Raw genomic sequence first — 17772 nt, forward strand, 5'->3', positions numbered from 1 at the left:
GGCACACCTCAGCTGAGGTTCTTCTGCATGACGTCCCAGTCGGTCCCGCACAACCCGCAGTCCGGGCCGCCGAACTGCGCCTTGCTGGAGCGCCAGTCGTCCGTGGCGTTCGCGTACGCGATGTCGCTCGGCCCGCCGACGAAGTACGCGATCGGGGCGCGCAGCCTGCTGAGCAGGTAGTTCTGGCTGTCGCTGAGCAGTCCGCTGTTCCACAGGACGGTGGTGGTGATCCGCGGGTCGTCGGCCACCTCGTAGGTCTCGATACCGCCGCAGGACTGGCCCATCACGGCCACCTTCGTCGTGTCGACCTCCCCCGGTACTTGCTGCCGACGCGGGTGTTCTCCGCGACGGCCCAGTCGATCGAGTCGACGAGCATCTCGGAGTCGGTCGAGCCAAAGCCGCCGGGTCTGCCGTTGGCGATGACGAGGAAGCCGTGCGAGGCCCACTCGGTCAGGATGTTCTCGAACCAGGTGCCGTCGGCGCGGCACGCGCCGTTGCCCCACGCGACGATCGGGAGCTTGACGTCGGCGGGCAGGACGTCGGGCCGGTAGATGGTGTGGTTCGGCAACCGGAGGGTGGTCTCGTACCCGGCGGAGTACGGGCCCGACCCGCCGAGGGCCGCCGGTGGTGCGTCGGCCGCCGCGCTGACCGTGCCCGCGGTCAGCGCGGCGGCCAGGACGAGCACGCTGTGCGTGATGGTCCGGCCGCGGCGTAGAACAATGGGCGGATGCTGAGCCCTGGCACGATGGTCGGCCGCTTCCGCGTGGTGGCGCACGTCGGCGCCACGGGCACCAAGGCCGAGGTGTACCGGGCGGAGGACGGCACCGGCCGCCAGGTCGCGCTCAAGTTGCTCGGCACGACCGACCCGCAGGCCCGCCGCGAGGTGGAGGTGGTCCGCCGCCTCCACCACCCGCGGATCGTGCGCACCCACGAGGTCCTCGAGTACGAGCACCGGTTCTGCCTGGTCCAGGAGTGGGTCGACGGCCCGAGTCTCGCCGACGTGCTCGCGCCGGGCGAGCGCCTCGGCCTCGGCCGGACCGTGCGGCTCGGCGAGGCGGTCGCCGACGCCCTCGCCTACGCGCACTCCCTCGGGGTCCTGCACCGCGACCTCAAGCCGTCCAACGTGCTCCTCACGCCCGACGGCGACTACAAGCTGGTGGACTTCGGCGCGGTCGGCCTGCTGCGGCCGGAGGTCGAGATGACCCAGGCCGGCGAGATCGCGGGCACGCCCCTCTACATGTCCCCGGAGCAGGCCACCGGCGCGCCCCAGTCCCCCGCGTCCGACCTGTTCGGGCTCGGTCTCCTGCTGTACCGGTGCGTGTACGGCGACCTCCCCGCCGCGCCGTCGGAGAACTACCTGCAGCTCGTCGTCAGCCGTGTCACCACGCCGATCGACGTGCCGCCCTCGCCGCTGCGGGACATCCTCCAACGCTGCCTCGCCATCGACGCGGGCGCACGCCCGCGGTCGGCGCACGAGGTGCTCGACGCGCTAGCCAGGATCCCCGTCCCGGACGGGACAGGCGGCCCGCTCACGCCCACCGGCACGTACCGGCCACCGCCTGCCGAGGCCGTCCCGTCCAGCACGAGGAAGCTGGTGGCCGTGGCCGCCGCCGGGCTCGTCGTGCTCGGGCTGCTCGTGGCGTGGCTGCTGCTGCCCGCGCTCTGGGCGCGGGCGGCGGCGGGCGTGCTGCTCGTGACCGTGGCCCTGCTCGTCGCCCACCGGGTGCGGCGGCTCGTCGGCCCGGCGCCAGAAGCGGAACGCCGCGCGGCGGGCATCCTCACCGGCGCGGGCTCGCGGACGGCGCTGACCGAGTCGATGGTGTTCGAGGTCGACCAGGTCGTCGCGCGCCTCAAGGGCCTCGACGCCAAGTTCCTCGGCCTGACCCTGGTAATGCTGATCAGGGAGGCCGAGGAGGCGAAGGAGTCCGCCGACCGCGTCGCCGCGCTCACGCAGATGGTGGCGCTCATGGAGAAGCTGACCCGCCGCCTCATGCCGTGGTACATCCGGCACAAGGAGGCGATCGCCACCGGCATCGCGATCGTCGGTTCCCTCGCGGGCGTGGCGAGCGTGGTCAGCGGGTTCCTACGCTGACCTCCCCGTGCGCGCGGTGCAGTTCGCGCACGGCGTCGCTCCAGTACCCCGCCAGCGCGGCGGGTTCCGGGGCGCCTTCCGGGGCGAGCACGGACAGCGTGGCGCGGTCGCCGTAGGTGGCGAGGAACGCGAAGCACGCGTGCGCGGGCGGCAGCCACGGCACGGTCGCGACCTCGAGGACCGGCGCGTCCGCGAGCGTCAGCGGCGCCGCGACGCGGATGGTCGACAACGTCATCGCGACCTGCGTGTGGTCGGTGACGCGCCGCATCGCCCACGCCGCCGCCGGGTGCCCGCCGCCCCTGGTGATGGCGGCCCAGACCCGCCGGTACCGCGCGGTGCGCCGGCGCCCGGCCGCGGCACGCACGGCCCGCAACCGCGCCGCGGGGGCGACATCCCCGCAGGGCAGGTCGACACGCATGAACCCGAGCCGGTTGGTGACGTCGGAGTCCCCGGCCGCGCGGGTGTCCACGGGGACGTTGACCGGCCTGCGCGCCACCTCGGGGCGCGGGTTCCAGCGGTCCAGCGCCGACGACAGGGCCGCCAGGTGGACCTGGTTGACCGTCGAGCCGGTGCGGTCGGCGACCTCCGTCAGCAGCGCGAGGTCCACGTCCGCGACCGCGACGGCACGGCCGGGCCCGTACTTGCGCAGCGGCACCGGCGGCGCGGGGAGCTTGGTGCGCGCCAGGTCGAGGGCGATCGGCAGCAGCGCGGGCCAGCCCCGGCCGCGCCGGGCGGGCGCGTTCTCCACCGCGAGGTCGCCCAGCAGCACCTGGACGGTGCGCAGCGCGCCGCCCGCGTCCTGCCGGGCGTGGTGCACGAGGTAGTACAGCCGCCAGCCGTCGCCGTCCTCCGCGATCCACAGCCCCCACGGCGGTCGCGCCGCGTCCCGGTCGCCGAGGATCTCGTGGGCGGACAGCACACCGGTGTGCGCGGGCAGCACGTTGACGTGGTCGGCGATGTCGAAGCCGGGGTCACGTTCCCAGTGGACGGTCGCGCGGGCCACGAGCCGCTCGGTGAGCCGGGGCAGCCGGTCGATGCGGGCGGCGACCCGCGCCCGCAGTTCGTCGACGGCCGGGCACGGTCCGGCGAGCCGGAACACGAGGCCGAACCAGGTGTCGGCGGGGTTCGGCCCGATCTGCCCGAGCCGGGCGAACGCGGTGCCGAGGAGGTCGGCGGGAACCGTGGATAAGTCGTCCATCACGCCTCACAGGAGTCCGAGCGGTCGACTGAGTGTTCTCTCGGGGACATGACTACGCCATGACTCCCGCTCGCGACCCGACCTCGGGTTTGTAAGGAAGTCACCCACGACGCGATTACCGAAGTGGACAGTCACACCAGAGGAGGACCATGAGATCGGGTTTGCGCGCGGCTCTGGGGGCCGCTCTGACCGCCGCTGCCGTGGCAGGTGGGCTCACGGCCACCGCAACGCAGGCCGCGGCGGTCAGCTACGGGACGCTCGCACCGGCTTCGTGGGCGCGGATCGACTCCCGCGCTCCGGAGGACACGATCACGTCGGGCGACGCGCGCGTCGGCGCGTTCCGCGACAGCGCGGGCAAGCACCACGTGTCCAAGGCGTACTTCACCTTCGACCTCAGCTCGTACCGCGGCGGGCAGGTGTTCACGGCCGGGCTCATCGCCCCGCAGCTGGCGGCGGCCGACTGTGAGCGGGCGGTCGCGGTCGAGCTGTGGCGGACCACGCCGGCGCCCGCGCCGACGTGGTACCGGCAGCCCGCCGAGCTGACCCGGTTCGCCGGGCCCAACCAGATCGGGTGCCCGTCCGGGCAGCTCGGGTGGGACGTCTCCACCGCGATCGCCGACGCGGTGGCCGCGGGACGGGACCGGATCACGTTCGGCGTGCGGGTGAGCGAGGCGCACCAGGGCGACGTGGCCTTCGGGCGCACCCTGTCCTCCCGGCCCTACCTGCGGCTGACCTACAACTCGCCGCCGGACGTCCCGACCGGGCTGTCGGTGGACACGCACGACTGCGCGGAACCCGGGATCGTCTACGCACCGGGCTTCGGGTGGGGCGTGCCGCTGTGGGGTTCGGTGAGCGATCCGGACGGCCCGAGCAGCCTCACGGTGCGGGCCCAGGTCTGGAACACGGCCGACCCCGGGAACGTCTACGAGGTCGTGCCCGACGCCTGGACGGGCGCGTTCCGGTTCACCTACCCGGACAGCCTCAGCGTCGACGGCACCTACCAGTGGCGGGCGAGGACCGAGGACTCGGACGGTGCGGTGTCGGCGTGGACGGCCCCGTGCACGTTCACGCTCGACCGGACCCGGCCCGACGTCGAGCCGACCGTCGAGTCCGACTACTTCGTCGAGGACGGCGGCCCGCCCGGGGCCACGGGTCCCGGCACGTTCACCTTCGGCGCGAACGGTGTCGCCGACGTGGCCGGCTACCAGTGGAGCGGCATCGGGGTGACCGACGGCGAGGTGCGCACGGACGCGCCGGGCGGCTCCGCGACGGTGACGATCCTGCCGACCAGCGACGGTCCGGCCAGCATCTCGGTGTACAGCTTCGACGCGGCGGGCAACATGTCCCCCGCCAGGACCTACCGGTTCTGGGTGCTGTCCAACGCGCCGACGACGTCGTTCCGCAACCAGCACTACTTCGGGGAACGGGTGCCGGTGACGCTGACCGCGACGCAGTCCGGCGCGGCCACGTTCACCTACTCCTGGGCGGCGGAGGACGGCGCGCCGGAGCACACGGTCCCGGTGGGCGCGGACGGCACCGCGGCCATCGTCGTCGACATGCCGCGCTCCGGCCCGACCGCCTACCGGTTCACCGCGTGGTCGACCGACGCGGACAGGCAGCGGTCGCAGACCTACGACGAGTTGGTCCACATCAACGACGCCGAGCCGTGGATCGACCTGAGCGCGTGGCACGTGGCGGTCGGCGAGACGGTCACCGCGGTCGTCGACCCGGTGTTCCTCGGTGACGTGGCGACCTACGTGTGGCGGGTCGACGGCGGGCCGGAGCAGGTCGTCGTGCCGGAGGCGGACGACAGCGCGCGGTTCACCTACGTGCCCGCGGAAGCCGGTGACCACCTCATCGAGGTGTGGGCCACCTACGCGAACGGCGGGTTCTCCGGCACCGCGCGGGTCGGCGTGACCGCGTCGTAGCGCGGGCGGCGGGCTGGGCGGTCCCCCGTCCAGCCCGCTATTGCCCCGCTGGGCGGAACCTCACTAGCGTGTAGCACGTTCTGTGAATTTCCGACAACGTGGGGGTCCGATGTCGAAACGCCACGTCGCCAGGGCGGGGTTCGCCGCCGCCGTGCTCGTCGCCGGGCTGGTCGGGTTGCCCGGGTCGGCCGCGGCCGCGGTGCCGACGAACCTGCCCACCAGCCAGTACACGCTCTCCGCGAACTACAACCAGTTCGGCGCCATCAACTCCGCGCTCGTCTCGACGCTCGGCACCGCGTCCGTGAGCACCGTGATGGCGAACGCCAACCACGACCGCACCGGGCTGCCGTCGTCGTTCTCGGTCGCCGGGCTGGAGACCGGGTTCCGGTTCGACAGCGACGACAACTCGAGCTGCACCAACTACCCGCAGGGCATCACGACCAGCCGCGACGCGGTCGGCCCCGGCGGTCACTACGACGGGCACCAGCTCGTGGTGGTCAGCTGGTACACGAAGACCGCGTGCGACGGCAGCCAGGAACGCAGCCGGATCACGATCGTCGACTGGGACGCCGACTACCCCAACAAATACCGCAAGATCCTGCTCGTCGAGCCGACCGGCACGGCGACGACCCCGAGTTTCAAGGACATCCCGGTCCACGCGGGCGGCGTCTCCTGGTACGGCGACTACCTGTACGTCGCCGACACCGGTCGCGGGATGCGCGTGTTCGACATGCGCAAGATCCTCAAGACCAGCACCGGCGGCACCGCCGACCAGATCGGCCGGCAGCCCAGCGGTGTGTACTACGCCCACAACTACGCCTACGTGCTGCCGCAGATCGGCACGATCACGTCGAACACCACGTCCGGCACGAAGCTCAACTGGTCGACCATCTCGCTGGACCGGGTCAGCCGGTCGATCGTGATGACCGAGTACACGTGCTCCTCGGGCTGCACGTCCTACCCGAACCGCGCGCCGAGGGCGATCCGCTTCCCGTTCGCGTCGGGCTCGACCACGTTCGCGGCGACGACCACGGCGTCGCAGGCGCTGCAGCTGCCCTGGTACAAGCTGAACGGGGTCGCGTCGCACAACGGGCGCTGGTGGTTCTACTCGTCGGGCGCCAAGCAGCTGTACTACTGGACGCCGTCGGCCGGGTCGACGACGTACGGGTTCGTGAGCGCGGGCGAGAGCATCTCCTACTGGGAGGACGACACCAACCCCGATCTGCTGTGGACGCTGCAGGAAGGGGTCGGCAACCGGAACGTGTTCGCGGTGACGCAGGCGACCTACGACGGCTGAGGCGCGTCCCGGAGGAGCCGGTGCCACGCCGTTGTCGAGACGGTCAGCACCGGCCCTCCGGCGTTCTTGGAGTCGCGGACCAGCACTCCTTCACTGGTAGATGGGGGTTGCCGCCTCCACGCCACCTCGATGCAGTCCGTTCCCTCGCCGCCGCTGAAGCTGCTCTTCCGCCACGCCACCTCGACGCAGCTCGTTCCCGACCCGCCGCTGTAGCTGCTCTTTCGCCAGGAGGTCTGCGACACCCGGTTGACTCCCTCGGTCGTACTCGTCGGCCAGGTCGGCCGCGAACTTCCGAGATTGTCCCTCATCGAGGGCGACGTCCGCGAGCCTCGGCATCAGCGCGCTGTAGCTGCGCACGTAGCCGGGATCATCGAGGATCAATCCACCGTCGCAGAGATTCTCCAGGTACACCAACGGACGATGGTCATGGAACTCCATCATGTGGAACGCCCCGCCGACCGCGGACCGCTCCCCTGCCTTGCTGGGCACGATCCGCACGGTCACGTTGTCCAGCGCCGCGGTGAGCACTAGGTGCAGCAGCTGCTCATACATGATCGCGTCGGACCCCACCCGGAGCCGCAGTGCGTGCTCGTGGATGAAGAAGGTGAACTGCGCGGGATCAGGCAGGGAGAGGATTCGTCGCCGCTCCATGCGGGTGCGCACCACACCGGCCACCCAGTCGTCGTCGGCGTCGGAGTTGATGCCGGTGACGAGCGCGCGGGCATATTCAGGGGTCTGCAGCAGGCCGTGGATCACCTGCGGCTCGTAGATGATCGAGTGCTCGGCAGACGACTCGTGGAAGATCAGCGACTGGAGTGACCCGTCGATCCGCTTGTCCGACAGGTAGTAACCCTCCTCGTGCTCGGCCATCCGCGTGAACTCCACGATCGGCTGAACCTCGGACAGGTCCGCCCCGCACATCACCGTGTACTGGATGACGTCCGTCGTCGTCGACGGCCGCCTGCCGTTCTCCATGCGCGAGATCGTCGTCGGCGACCAGCCCAGTCTGCGTGCGAGGGCGTCTCCGGTGAGACCTGCCCGTTCTCGAACCCGGCGCAGCATCCCACCCAGTTCCCGGTACGCGGCCGACGTGTGACGAACTCCCATGCCGCCACGCTATGGCGTGCCCCCGCCAAAACACAGGCACGGCACGCCAGATCCACCCCAAGGACGCAATCCGCCACCTGCCTTTCCCCGGCGGAAAGGCAGGTGGCGGAGCACCGTCAGCCGACCGGTTCGAGCACGCGGGTCTCCTCCGTGGCCACCTTGTCGGCGCGCGGGCGGAGCAGGCGCGGCGTCCACCAGTTCGCCTTGCCCAGCACCGTCATCAACGCGGGCAGGATCACCGCGCGGATCAGCGTCGCGTCGATGAGGATCGCCGCGGCGAGGCCGACACCCATCTGCTTCATGTCGATCGTGCTCAGCGTCGCGAAGATCGAGAACACGCCGATCATGACCGCGGCCGCGCTCGTCACCACGCCCGCCGACCGGGTGATGCCCGCCGCGATCGCGTCCTTCGTGGACATCGTGCCCGCGGCCTCACGGATGCGGCTCACCACGAACACGTGGTAGTCCATCGACAGCCCGAACAACGTCACGAACAGGATCACCGGCAGCCACGCCGTGATGCCGCCCGTGGACGTGAAGCCCAGCAGGCCCTCCGCCCACGTGTGCTGGAAGACCAGCACCAGCAGCCCGTACGCGGCGCCCGCCGACAACAGGTTCAGCCCGATCGCCGACAGCGCGATCACCGGCGCCCGGAACGCCCACAGCATCACCAGGAACGTCAGCAGGAGCACGAACCCGATCACCCACGGCAGCGCGCTGGTCATGGACTCGACGAAGTCGTTCTCCCCCGCCGTCTGCCCGCTGACCGCGTACTCGGCGCCCGCGACCGTGCCGATCGTGGCGGGCAGGAGCGTGGTGCGCAGCCGTTCGAGCGACTGGTCGGCCTCGGTCGACCCGCCGTCGTACGGGATGCCGGCCGAGATGAGGTAGATCCGGCCGTCGCGGACCGCGGTGACCTCCGGCGGCTGGTCGTGCGCGAACCCGGGGTCGTCGGCGATCCGGTCGAGCAGCCTGCCGACCGCGGCCTCGCCGTCCGCGACCGCCGACGCGGGCACCCGCACGGCGATCCGGTGCGACGCGCCGGTGCTCGGGAACGCGTCGGTCATCCGGTCGTAGGACTGCATGATCGGGATGCTGCGCGGCAGGTCCGCCTCGCTCGGCGCGTTGAGCGTCATGCCGAACGCGGGCACCGCGAGCGCGGCGAGCAGACCGACGCCGACGACCAGCGTGGTCTTCGGCTTCCGCAGGCTGGGTCGCAGGACGGCCTTCCAGAACCGTGGCGTGCCCGCGTTGTTGCGCATGGACAGCCGCCACAGGAACGGGATCCTGGGCTTGTCGATCCACCGGCCGAGCTTCGCGAGCAGCGCGGGCAGCACGGTGATCGAGCCGATCATCGCGGCCAGGACGACGAGGATGGTGCCGACGGCGATCGAGGAGAACACCACGTCGTTCACGACGAACATGCCGGCCATCGCGACCGTGACGGCGATGCCGGAGACCACGATCGCGTGCCCGGAGGTGGCGGCGGCGATCTCGACGGCGTCCACGTGCCCGGCGCCCTTCGCGCGTTCCTCGCGGTCGCGGCGCACGTAGAAGAGCGAGTAGTCCACGCCGACCGCCATGCCGATCAGCAGGATCATGCTGGCCGTGTTGTCGGTCGCGGGGATGAGGTGCGAGGCGAGCGCGGACAGCCCGAGCGCGGCGCCGACCGCGGACATGGCGAGCAGCACGGGCACGCCGGCGGCGATCAGCGCGCCGAACACCACCAGCATGATCACCAGCGTGACGGGGATGCTGATCAGCTCGGCCTTCTGGAAGTCCTCGCCGAGCGTCGCGGACAGCGCCTTGTCGAGCGACGCGCCACCGACCTGCTCCACCAGCAGGTCCGGGTGCCGCTCCTGCACGGCGGCGGTCGTGTCGAGCAGCGTGCCGACGCGGTCCTCCGCGGTCTCCGGGTCCCCGGCCAGCTCCACGTTGACGAGCACGGCGGTGCCCTTGGGCGACGGCACGGGCTCGCTCACGTCGCCGACCTCGTGCAGCCGGCCCATGGCGGTGCGCACGTCGTTCGCGGCGGCGGTCGCCTCGGCCTGGTCCAGCGCGCCGTCACGGGCGGAGATCAGGACGTTCTCCGTCGCCGGGCGGGTGAACCCGGCCTCGTCGACGATGCTGCGGTAGGTGGCGAGCTCGCCCTTCGGGTTGTCGTCGAAGTCGGCCTGCTTCGTCCCGGCGACCCGCCCGGCGCCGACGCAGATCGCCACGAACACGAGCCACGCGCCGATCGCGCGCCACGGGTGCTCGGCGCTCCACCTCGCGATCCGCACGGTTAACAGCGGTTTCCCCATCTTCGTCCCCTCTCGGTCTTCGTGCAGGCACAAGGCTCGTGCACGCAGCCGCGGAGGGGCTCCGGGCTGATCCCGGACGGGACTCAGGGATCACCCTGAATCCCGGAGGGTGACGCGACGGCGACCGTCAGCGCCGGCGGCGGGTGCCGAACAGACCGCGGGTCACCTCGCGCCCGACGGCACTCGCCGCCGACCGCAGGAACGACTTGACCGCGCTGTTCCCCATCACCTTCTCCATGAAGCCCGGTTCGTCCGCTTCCTTCTTGTCCGGCTGTTTCTTCTCGGGCTGTTGTTTCTCCGGTGCGGGCGTGGCTTTCCGCGCCATCCGCTCGTAGGCCGACTCGCGGTCGATCGTCTGCGCGTACTTGCCGTGCAGGTCCGACGCGGCGGCCTCGGCCTGCACGGCGTCGTCGCCGATCGCGCCCATCAGCGACCTCGGCGCGCGCAGACGGGTCCACGCCACCGGGGTCGGCGCGCCGTTGTCGCCGAGGACGGTCACGATCGCCTCGCCGGTGCCCAGTGCGGTCAGGGCCTTCTCCAGGTCGTAGTGCGGGGTCGTCGGGTAGGTCTTCACCGTGCGGGCCAGCGCCTTCTGGTCGTCCGGGGTGAACGCGCGCAAGGCGTGCTGCACCCGCGCGCCCAGCTGGGACAGCACCGCGTTCGGCAGGTCCGTGGGCAGTTGTGTGCAGAAGAAGACGCCGACGCCCTTGGAGCGGATCAGCTTGACGGTCTGCTCGATCCGCTCGACGAACGCCTTCGAGGCGTCGTCGAACAGCAGGTGCGCCTCGTCGAAGAAGAACACGAGCTTGGGCGCCGGGAGGTCCCCCGCCTCGGGCAGTTCCTCGAACAACTCGGCCAGCAACCACATCAGGAAGGTCGAGAACAACGCGGGCCGGTCGGACAGGTTCCCCAGCTCGAGCAGGCTGATGACGCCTTTCCCGTCGGCCTGCCGCATGAGGTCGGCGACCGACAGTTCCGGCTCGCCGAAGAACTCGTCCCCGCCCTGCGCGTCCAGGTTGGACAGTGCACGCAGGATCACGCCCGCCGTCGACGGTGAGACCCCGCCGATGCCCTGCAGGTCGGCCTTGCCGTCCGGGCTCGTGAGGTAGGTGATGACGGCGCGCAGGTCCTTCGTGTCGAGCAGCGGCAGCCCTTTGCCGTCGGCCCAGTGGAAGATCAGGCCGAGCGTCGACTCCTGCGTCTCGTTGAGCCCGAGGACCTTCGCGAGCAGGAGCGGCCCGAACCCGCTGACCGTCGCGCGCACCGGCACCCCGGTGCCGCTCGTGCCGAGGGAGAGGAACTGCACCGGAAAGGCCGACGGTGCCCAGTCGTCCCCGGTGTCCGTGGCGCGCTTGGTGATCGCGTCGTTCGCCGTGCCCGCCCGGGCCAGCCCGGACAGGTCCCCCTTGACGTCAGCCATGACGACCGGCACCCCGGCGGCGGACAACCGCTCCGCGATCCCCTGCAGGGTCTTCGTCTTCCCGGTGCCGGTCGCGCCCGCGACGAGCCCGTGCCGGTTCATCATGGCGAGCGGCACCCGGACCCGGGCCTCCGGGTCCGCCTCCCCGTCAACCACCACAGCCCCAAGCTCGACGGCGGCGCCGGAGGTGGCGTACCCGTCCGCGATCTCCTGCGTTGTCCCGGACATCGGCACTCCCCTCGGCGACCGGCGCAGCCGTCAGCGGAAAGTCTAGGAGGGTCAGCGGATTCCGCCACTTGAAAGGCGTTCACCCGCCGGGCACTGCGGGACACAGCGAACGCACCTCGGCCGGACCCGCCGCACGGATCCGGGCGCCGCCACCCGGGCCCGGCCCGCGTAGCGGGCCACACCCACCGGACACCCCAACCCGAACCACCGACGACCACACCGCACGCACAGCGGACCATCCCAACGCCCGCCAGCTGGGCGCCGCGCGCCCCCACCAGCAACCACAGCGAACGCACTTCGGCCAGACCCGCCACGCGATCCGGGCGCAACCTCAGGCCCGCGTCCGCCGCACCGCCCGGCCCCGAGGCCCCCGGCCCGCGCAGCGGGCAGCCACCGAACGCAACCCGGCCAGACCCACCATGCGGATCCGAGCACAACCCCGGCCCGCATCCGCCGCTCAGCGCCACCCGGGCGCTACGCGCCCGCCCCGCGAAGCGGACCACCTCGACCAAACCCGGACACCCAACGCCCGCCACCCGAACCCCGCACACCGGGCCCACGAAGCGGCCCCCAACCCCGAACCACCGGCGACCACACCGCGAACGCACCTCGCCCAGACCCGCAACGCGGATCCGGCTCAACCCTCAGGCACACATCCGCCGACGCCACACCGCCCGGACCCAGCAGCGGGCCACAACCACCCAACGCAACCCGACCACACCCACAACACCGAACCAGGCCCAACCCCCAGACACACACCACCGCACACACCGCCCGGACCCAGCAGCGAGCCACAACCACCCAACGCAACCCGACCACACCCACAACACCGAACCAGGCCCAACCCCCAGACACACACCACCGCACACACCGCCCGGACCCAGCAGCGGGCCACAACACCCAACGCAACCCGACCACACCCACAACACCGATCCAGGCTCAACCCCAGGACACACATCCCCCGCACACCGCCCCGCCCGGACCCAGCAGCGAGCCACAACCACCCAACGCAACCGACCACACCCACAACACCGAACCAGGCACAACCCCCAGACACACACCACCGCACACACCGCCCGGACCCAGCAGCGGGCCACAACCACCCAACGCAACCCGACCACACCCACAACACCGAACCAGGCGCAACCCCCAGACACACATCCCCGGCACACCCGCCACCCGGGCGCTACGCGCCCGGCCTGCGCAGCGGGCCACAACCACCGGACACCCACACCACCGAACACAACCCGACCAGACCCACAACACGGACCCGGGCGCAACCCCGAGCACGCATACACCACCACCCGGCCCCCGAAGCGGGCGTGCCCCCAGGCACTACCGCAAACCGGTGAGCATCTCCAGGGCGTCGATGAACGCGTCGTGGCGGACGGTGTCCGGGGCGAGGTGGGCGAGGGTGGCGATGCCGTTCTCCATGGCGAGCACGATCGCCGCGAGTTGTTCCGCCGGGATGGGCGGGGCCGCCACCCTGGCCCGGATCGCGTCGGCGTACCAGGCGATGCAGCGCCGTTCGTACTCCGCGACGCGCGGCGCGACCGCCGGGTTCCGCAGGGCGTACAGGCGGAACTCGGTCAGCAGCAGGAACCGCGTGCGGTCGGCGAACCGGTTGCCTTCCAGTTCGCGCAGCCGGTCGAGCGCGTCGCGCACCGACGGGCTCTCCTCGTTGATCTGCCCGCCGCGGGTGATGTCGGCGTCCAGCCACCGGTCCAGCACGGCCAGGAACAGGTCGTCCTTGCTGGCGAAGTTCGCGTAGACGGCGCCCCGGGTGTAGCCGGCGCGCTCGGCGATCTGCTCGAGCGTCGTCCGCCCGAAGCCGTGCTCGGCGAAGACCTCCTCGGCCGCGTCCAGCAGCAGCGCACGGGTGCGGGCGACGCTCTCGGTGCGGCTGAGCCGCTTGACACGCGCTGGCACGGCGCTAGCGTAGCTCACATACACGGATGTATCTGGATTCGCTGACGTATCCGGAGGAGCCCATGCGCCGCCGTCCTGTTCTCGGCCTGATCGCCTCGCTCCTGACGTTCGGCCTCGGGGTGCCACCCGCCGCCGCGGCCGAGCCGGCGCCGTTCCTGTGGGGTGTGGCCACCTCGGGTTACCAGTCGGAGGGCAGCGCGCCGGACAGCAACTGGCGCCGGTACGAGCAGGCAGGCACCTCGTCGATCAAGGACCCGTACGGCAACGCGGTCGACTTCCGGCACCGCTACGCCGAGGACATCGCCAACGCGAAGGCGCTCGGCGCGCGGGTGTTCCGGTTCGGCGTCGAGTGGGCGCGGATCGAGCCGCGGGAGGACGTGGTCGACCAGGCGGAGCTGGCGTACTACGACGACGTGGTCGCGCACGTCCTGGCCGCCGGCATGCGGCCGATGATCACGCTGGACCACTGGGTCTACCCGGGGTGGGTGGCCGACCAGGGCGGCTGGGACAACCAGAAGACCGTGGACGACTGGCTCGCCAACGCGCGGCGCGTGGTGGACCGGTACAAGGGCAAGGGCGCCATCTGGATCACGGTGAACGAGCCGACGGTCTACGTGCAGAACGAGATCGCGAACGGCGGGCTGGAGGCGTGGCAGGCGCCGTGGATGCGGTCACGGCTGGTCACGGTGCACCGGCGCGCCTACGACATGATCCACCAGCTCGACCCCGGGGCGATGGTGTCGAGCAACGCGGCCTACATCCCGGCCGTGCAGGCTGCGCTCGACGCGACGTTCGTGGACCACGTCAAGGACAAGCTCGACTTCGTCGGCGTCGACTACTACTACGGCGCGAGCCTGGACAACATCAGCGCCGTGCACGGGGCCGGTGGCGAGTTCTGGAAGATCGACCCGCAGCCGGACGGCATCTACTACGTGCTGCGCTACTACGCGCGGAAGTTCCCGGCGCTGCCGCTGTACGTGGTGGAGCGCGGCATGCCGACCGACAACGGGCAGCCCCGCCCGGACGGTTACACGCGCGCCGACCACCTGCGCGACCACATCTACTGGGTCCAACGCGCGAAGGCCGACGGCATGAACGTGATCGGCTACAACTACTGGAGCATCACGGACAACTACGAGTGGGGCAGCTACCGTCCCCGCTTCGGGCTGTACACAGTGGACGCCAGAACCGACCCGTCACTCACCCGCCGCCCGACGGACGGGGTCGCCGCGTACCGTTCCCTCGTGGACGGCGACGGCGTACCCGCCGGCTACCGGCCGCGGAAGGCACCCGCGGTGTGCTCGCTGGTCGACGGGCTCGACAGCTGCCTCCGCCCCGCGCCCTACCCCGGTCCGCTGGCACCGCTGAACTGAGACCCGAGCCTCGTGCCGCACACAGCGAACGCACCAACCGACCCAGCACCCGCCCGGCAGCGCCCCCGCACAACCCGCTCCCCCGCGACGGGGACGGCGTAGCCGCCGGGCGCAAGACGCCTGCCCCTATCCCGGCCCGCTCACACCGCTGGGCTGTGAGACCCGAGCCTCCCCGCTTCGCGGCGTGCACAGTGGACCCACCAACCCGTCACCATCCGACCGCGCCGCATCCCGTCAACGGCGGCCGCGTGCCCACCAGTCATCGGCCGCGCAAGGCACAAGCGGTGTGCTCGCTGGTCGACGGGCTCGACAGCTGCCTCCGCCCCGCGCCCTACCCCGGTCCGCTCGCACCGCTGGGCTGAGGCTCGACCTCGTCGTCGGTGTCGGGTTCGCGGATCGTGCGGTACACCGAGCGGGTCGCGGCGAGCACCGGGACCGCGAACAACGCGCCGACGATCCCCGCCAGCTCGACCCCGACGGCGACGGCGAGGATCACCGCCACCGGGTGCAGCTTCACCGACTTGCTGACCAGCAGCGGCTCGAAGACGTTGCCCTCCAGCTGCTGCACGAGCACCACGATGCCCGTCACCACCAGCGCGATCAGCGGGCCCTGCGCGACGAGCGCGACCAGCACGGCGACCAGCCCCGTGACGAACGCCCCCACGATGGGCACGAACGCGCCCAGGAACACGAGCGCGGCCAGCGGCAGGACCAGCGGCACCCCCGTGATCCACAACCCGAGCCCGATGCCGACCGCGTCGATCAGGGCGACGATCACCGTCACCCGCACGTAGCGGGTCAGGTCGGCGAACGCGCGCCGGCCCGCCCGGCGGACGAGCTCCCGGTGCCGTTCCGGCAGCGGGTTGGTGACGCCCCGCCACATCCGGTCGCCGTCGTGCAGGAAGAAGATCAGCAGGAACACCACGAGCACGAACCCGGCGAGCACCGTGCCCGCGGTCGACACCGCGCCGAGCGCGCCCGAGGCGATCGCCGACCGGTTGCGCGTGAACCAGCTCTGCCCCTCGGCGAGCATCGAATCGAGCTGGGCGCCGGTCAGGCCGAGCGGTCCGTCGGTGAGCCACGACCGCAGTTGCCGGTAGCTCTCGTCGAGCTGGGTGCCGAGGTCCGGCAGGCCTGCGACGAGCGTGGCGACCATGAACCAGACGAGCCCCACGATCGCGGCGACGCCGACGAGCAGCACGACCGCGGCCGCGAGCCCTTTCGGCACCCCGCGCCGGGTCAGCAGCGACACGCCCGGTGCCAGCAGCGCGGCGACCAGCAGCGCCACGGCGACCGGCGCCACGACGATCATCAACCGGCTGACCACCCGGCCGAGCACCCACAGCGTGGCGGCGATGATCAGGAGGTAGAGGCAGGTCAGCGCGGTCCGCCGTAACGCCCCGGATTCGGTGCTCACCGCTCACAAGGTAGCTGGCCGTGGAGTGGCGTGCTCAACAGCTGGGAACGAAACCGGCCCGCGCGCAGTCGAACGGCGCAACGAAGAGCGGGAGGACCTCAGGTGACGTACCCACAGCAGCAGCAGCCGTTCCCCTACGGCGGTTACGGCCCGCCGCCACCACCGCCGCCGAAGAAGAACACGGCCGCGATCGTGTCGGTGGTCGCGGCGGTGGTGCTGTTGCTGGCCGGGCTGGGCATCACCGGGTTCGTGGCACCGGGCTTCTTCCTGGCCGACGACGAAACCCCGACGGGCGGCGGTGGCACACCCAGCAGCACCACGTCGTCGCAGGCGCCGGACACGAGCGGCGGCGAGGACGTCCTCGAAGCGGTGGCCGACGGGCTCGACGGCCAGGACAAGTCCGCGCTGCGGGACCTGGCGTGCGCCGACGCGGAGTCGATCGTCGACGAGGCCATCGACGACGCCGACGCGGTGACGAAGGCGTCGCTGACCGACACCGAGGAGGTGTCCGACGACGAGGTGACGGGCACCGTCGAGGTGTTCGTCGACGACGAGTCGGCCGAGTTCGAGGTGACGGCGGTGACGGTCGACGACGACTGGTGCTGGCAGGACATCCGCCAGGTCGGCGGCGACTCCCCGACCGCGTCGTCGGAACCGGCGGAACCCACCAGCGCCCCGAGCGGCGAGCCCACCGCGGGCGGGAAGCCGGTCCCCGCCGGCGCGCTCACCGCGATGCAGGCCTTCCTGGACGCGATCAACGCAGGCGACGCGGCGGCGGCCAAGGCCACGCTGTGCAAGGACGCGATCAACACCCCGGCGGACGTCGACGAGCTGGTCGGGTACGACCCGGACCTGCAGATCGACCCCACGATGGACGGGATCTCGTCGAGTGCGCAGTCGGTGCAGCTGTACCTGCGCGGCACCGCGAAGGGGCAGGAGCTGGAGGGCTACTCGACCAACCTGTGGGTCACCAGCTACGACGGCGCGTGGTGCGTACACGCCTTCCGCGCGGTGGTGATCTAGGGGGCTGGCCCGCCGCGCGGGCAGCGTGGTCAGGGGGTGGGGCCCCGGACTGGCTGCTGTGAAGGGGTCCTTCATCGCAACGGCATCCGCTCCGCGGCCCGCGCAGCGGGCCGAACAATCAGAAGCGAAGCGCAACCGACCCGGGTGGCCCCAGACAGGCGGCGCGGCAGGGCCCCGTCACCACCCCGAGCGGGACGAAGGGACCCTTCATCGCACTGACCGCGACGAAGGCCCTTCATCGCAACGGCGTCCGCTCCGCGGCCCGCGCAGCGGGCCGGACAATCAGAAGCGAAGCGCAACCAACCCGGGTGGCCCAGACAGGCGGCGCGGAAGGGCCCCGTCACCACCCCGAGCGGGACGAAGGGACCCTTCATCGCACTGACCGCGACGAAGGCCCTTCATCGCAACGGCGTCCGCTCCGCGGCCCGCGCAGCGGGCCGGACAATCAGAAGCGAGG

Annotated in this window: 14 protein-coding genes; 5 read left to right on the forward strand and 9 right to left on the reverse strand. The window is 71.5% G+C overall.

What is annotated here, in order from left to right:
- Positions 1 to 8: 8 nt before the first annotated feature.
- Together ACYQ77_RS12660 and ACYQ77_RS12665 are read right to left on the reverse strand one after the other, a co-directional pair.
- Positions 9 to 284: a hypothetical protein gene (locus ACYQ77_RS12660; protein WP_459710599.1), complete on the reverse strand. Its 276-nt coding sequence runs from the start codon at positions 282 to 284 to the stop codon at positions 9 to 11.
- Positions 284 to 685, reverse strand: coding sequence for a hypothetical protein (locus ACYQ77_RS12665; RefSeq protein ID WP_459710601.1), 402 nt, complete (start codon positions 683 to 685; stop codon positions 284 to 286). The genes ACYQ77_RS12660 and ACYQ77_RS12665 overlap by 1 nt, the downstream gene beginning before the upstream one ends.
- 42 nt (positions 686 to 727) lie before the next feature.
- On the opposite strand from ACYQ77_RS12665, the gene ACYQ77_RS12670 reads away from it, so the two are divergent.
- Positions 728 to 2092 carry a serine/threonine-protein kinase gene (locus ACYQ77_RS12670; RefSeq protein ID WP_459710603.1) on the forward strand — a complete coding sequence of 455 codons (1365 nt, stop codon included), beginning with the start codon at positions 728 to 730 and terminating at the stop codon, positions 2090 to 2092.
- On the opposite strand, the gene ACYQ77_RS12675 is transcribed toward ACYQ77_RS12670, so the two are convergent.
- Positions 2073 to 3290 carry a WS/DGAT domain-containing protein gene (locus ACYQ77_RS12675; protein ID WP_459710605.1) on the reverse strand — a complete coding sequence of 406 codons (1218 nt, stop codon included), beginning with the start codon at positions 3288 to 3290 and terminating at the stop codon, positions 2073 to 2075. The two genes, ACYQ77_RS12670 and ACYQ77_RS12675, sit on opposite strands and share 20 nt — an antisense overlap.
- A gap of 149 nt (positions 3291 to 3439) precedes the next feature.
- Here ACYQ77_RS12675 and ACYQ77_RS12680 point away from each other — a divergent pair, with 149 nt between their 5' ends.
- Both ACYQ77_RS12680 and ACYQ77_RS12685 read left to right on the forward strand, forming a co-directional pair.
- On the forward strand, positions 3440 to 5218 hold the full coding sequence (locus ACYQ77_RS12680; protein WP_459710607.1) for a hypothetical protein: 1779 nt from the start codon (positions 3440 to 3442) through the stop codon (positions 5216 to 5218).
- Positions 5219 to 5327: 109 nt separating this feature from the next.
- Positions 5328 to 6515 (forward strand): hypothetical protein, encoded by a 1188-nt coding sequence (locus ACYQ77_RS12685; RefSeq protein ID WP_459710609.1) that lies wholly within the window; start codon positions 5328 to 5330, stop codon positions 6513 to 6515.
- Here ACYQ77_RS12685 and ACYQ77_RS12690 read toward each other — a convergent pair.
- The 5 genes from ACYQ77_RS12690 to ACYQ77_RS12710 form a co-directional block, all read right to left on the reverse strand.
- Complete coding sequence (locus ACYQ77_RS12690) at positions 6503 to 6694, reverse strand: DUF397 domain-containing protein (RefSeq protein ID WP_459710611.1); 192 nt, start codon at positions 6692 to 6694, stop codon at positions 6503 to 6505. The two genes, ACYQ77_RS12685 and ACYQ77_RS12690, sit on opposite strands and share 13 nt — an antisense overlap.
- Positions 6606 to 7622 carry a helix-turn-helix domain-containing protein gene (locus ACYQ77_RS12695; RefSeq protein ID WP_459710613.1) on the reverse strand — a complete coding sequence of 339 codons (1017 nt, stop codon included), beginning with the start codon at positions 7620 to 7622 and terminating at the stop codon, positions 6606 to 6608. Before ACYQ77_RS12695 ends, ACYQ77_RS12690 begins: the two co-directional genes overlap by 89 nt.
- Before the next feature lie 116 nt (positions 7623 to 7738).
- On the reverse strand, positions 7739 to 9925 hold the full coding sequence (locus ACYQ77_RS12700) for an MMPL family transporter (RefSeq protein WP_459710615.1): 2187 nt from the start codon (positions 9923 to 9925) through the stop codon (positions 7739 to 7741).
- Between the two features lie 127 nt (positions 9926 to 10052).
- The gene (locus tag ACYQ77_RS12705) at positions 10053 to 11573 is read right to left on the reverse strand and encodes a helicase HerA-like domain-containing protein (protein WP_459710617.1); all 1521 of its coding nucleotides are present in this window, start codon (positions 11571 to 11573) and stop codon (positions 10053 to 10055) included.
- Between the two features lie 1335 nt (positions 11574 to 12908).
- Positions 12909 to 13502 (reverse strand): TetR/AcrR family transcriptional regulator, encoded by a 594-nt coding sequence (locus ACYQ77_RS12710; RefSeq protein WP_459710619.1) that lies wholly within the window; start codon positions 13500 to 13502, stop codon positions 12909 to 12911.
- Positions 13503 to 13528: 26 nt separating this feature from the next.
- Here ACYQ77_RS12710 and ACYQ77_RS12715 point away from each other — a divergent pair, with 26 nt between their 5' ends.
- Positions 13529 to 14875 carry a family 1 glycosylhydrolase gene (locus ACYQ77_RS12715; protein WP_459710620.1) on the forward strand — a complete coding sequence of 449 codons (1347 nt, stop codon included), beginning with the start codon at positions 13529 to 13531 and terminating at the stop codon, positions 14873 to 14875.
- Positions 14876 to 15206: 331 nt separating this feature from the next.
- Here the strand turns inward: ACYQ77_RS12715 and ACYQ77_RS12720 are convergent, their stop codons facing one another.
- The gene (locus tag ACYQ77_RS12720; protein WP_459710622.1) at positions 15207 to 16292 is read right to left on the reverse strand and encodes an AI-2E family transporter; all 1086 of its coding nucleotides are present in this window, start codon (positions 16290 to 16292) and stop codon (positions 15207 to 15209) included.
- Positions 16293 to 16394: 102 nt separating this feature from the next.
- Here ACYQ77_RS12720 and ACYQ77_RS12725 point away from each other — a divergent pair, with 102 nt between their 5' ends.
- On the forward strand, positions 16395 to 17315 hold the full coding sequence (locus tag ACYQ77_RS12725) for a hypothetical protein (protein ID WP_459710624.1): 921 nt from the start codon (positions 16395 to 16397) through the stop codon (positions 17313 to 17315).
- The last annotated feature ends 457 nt before the right edge of the window (positions 17316 to 17772 follow it).

This window comes from Actinophytocola sp. KF-1 (assembly GCF_054661535.1).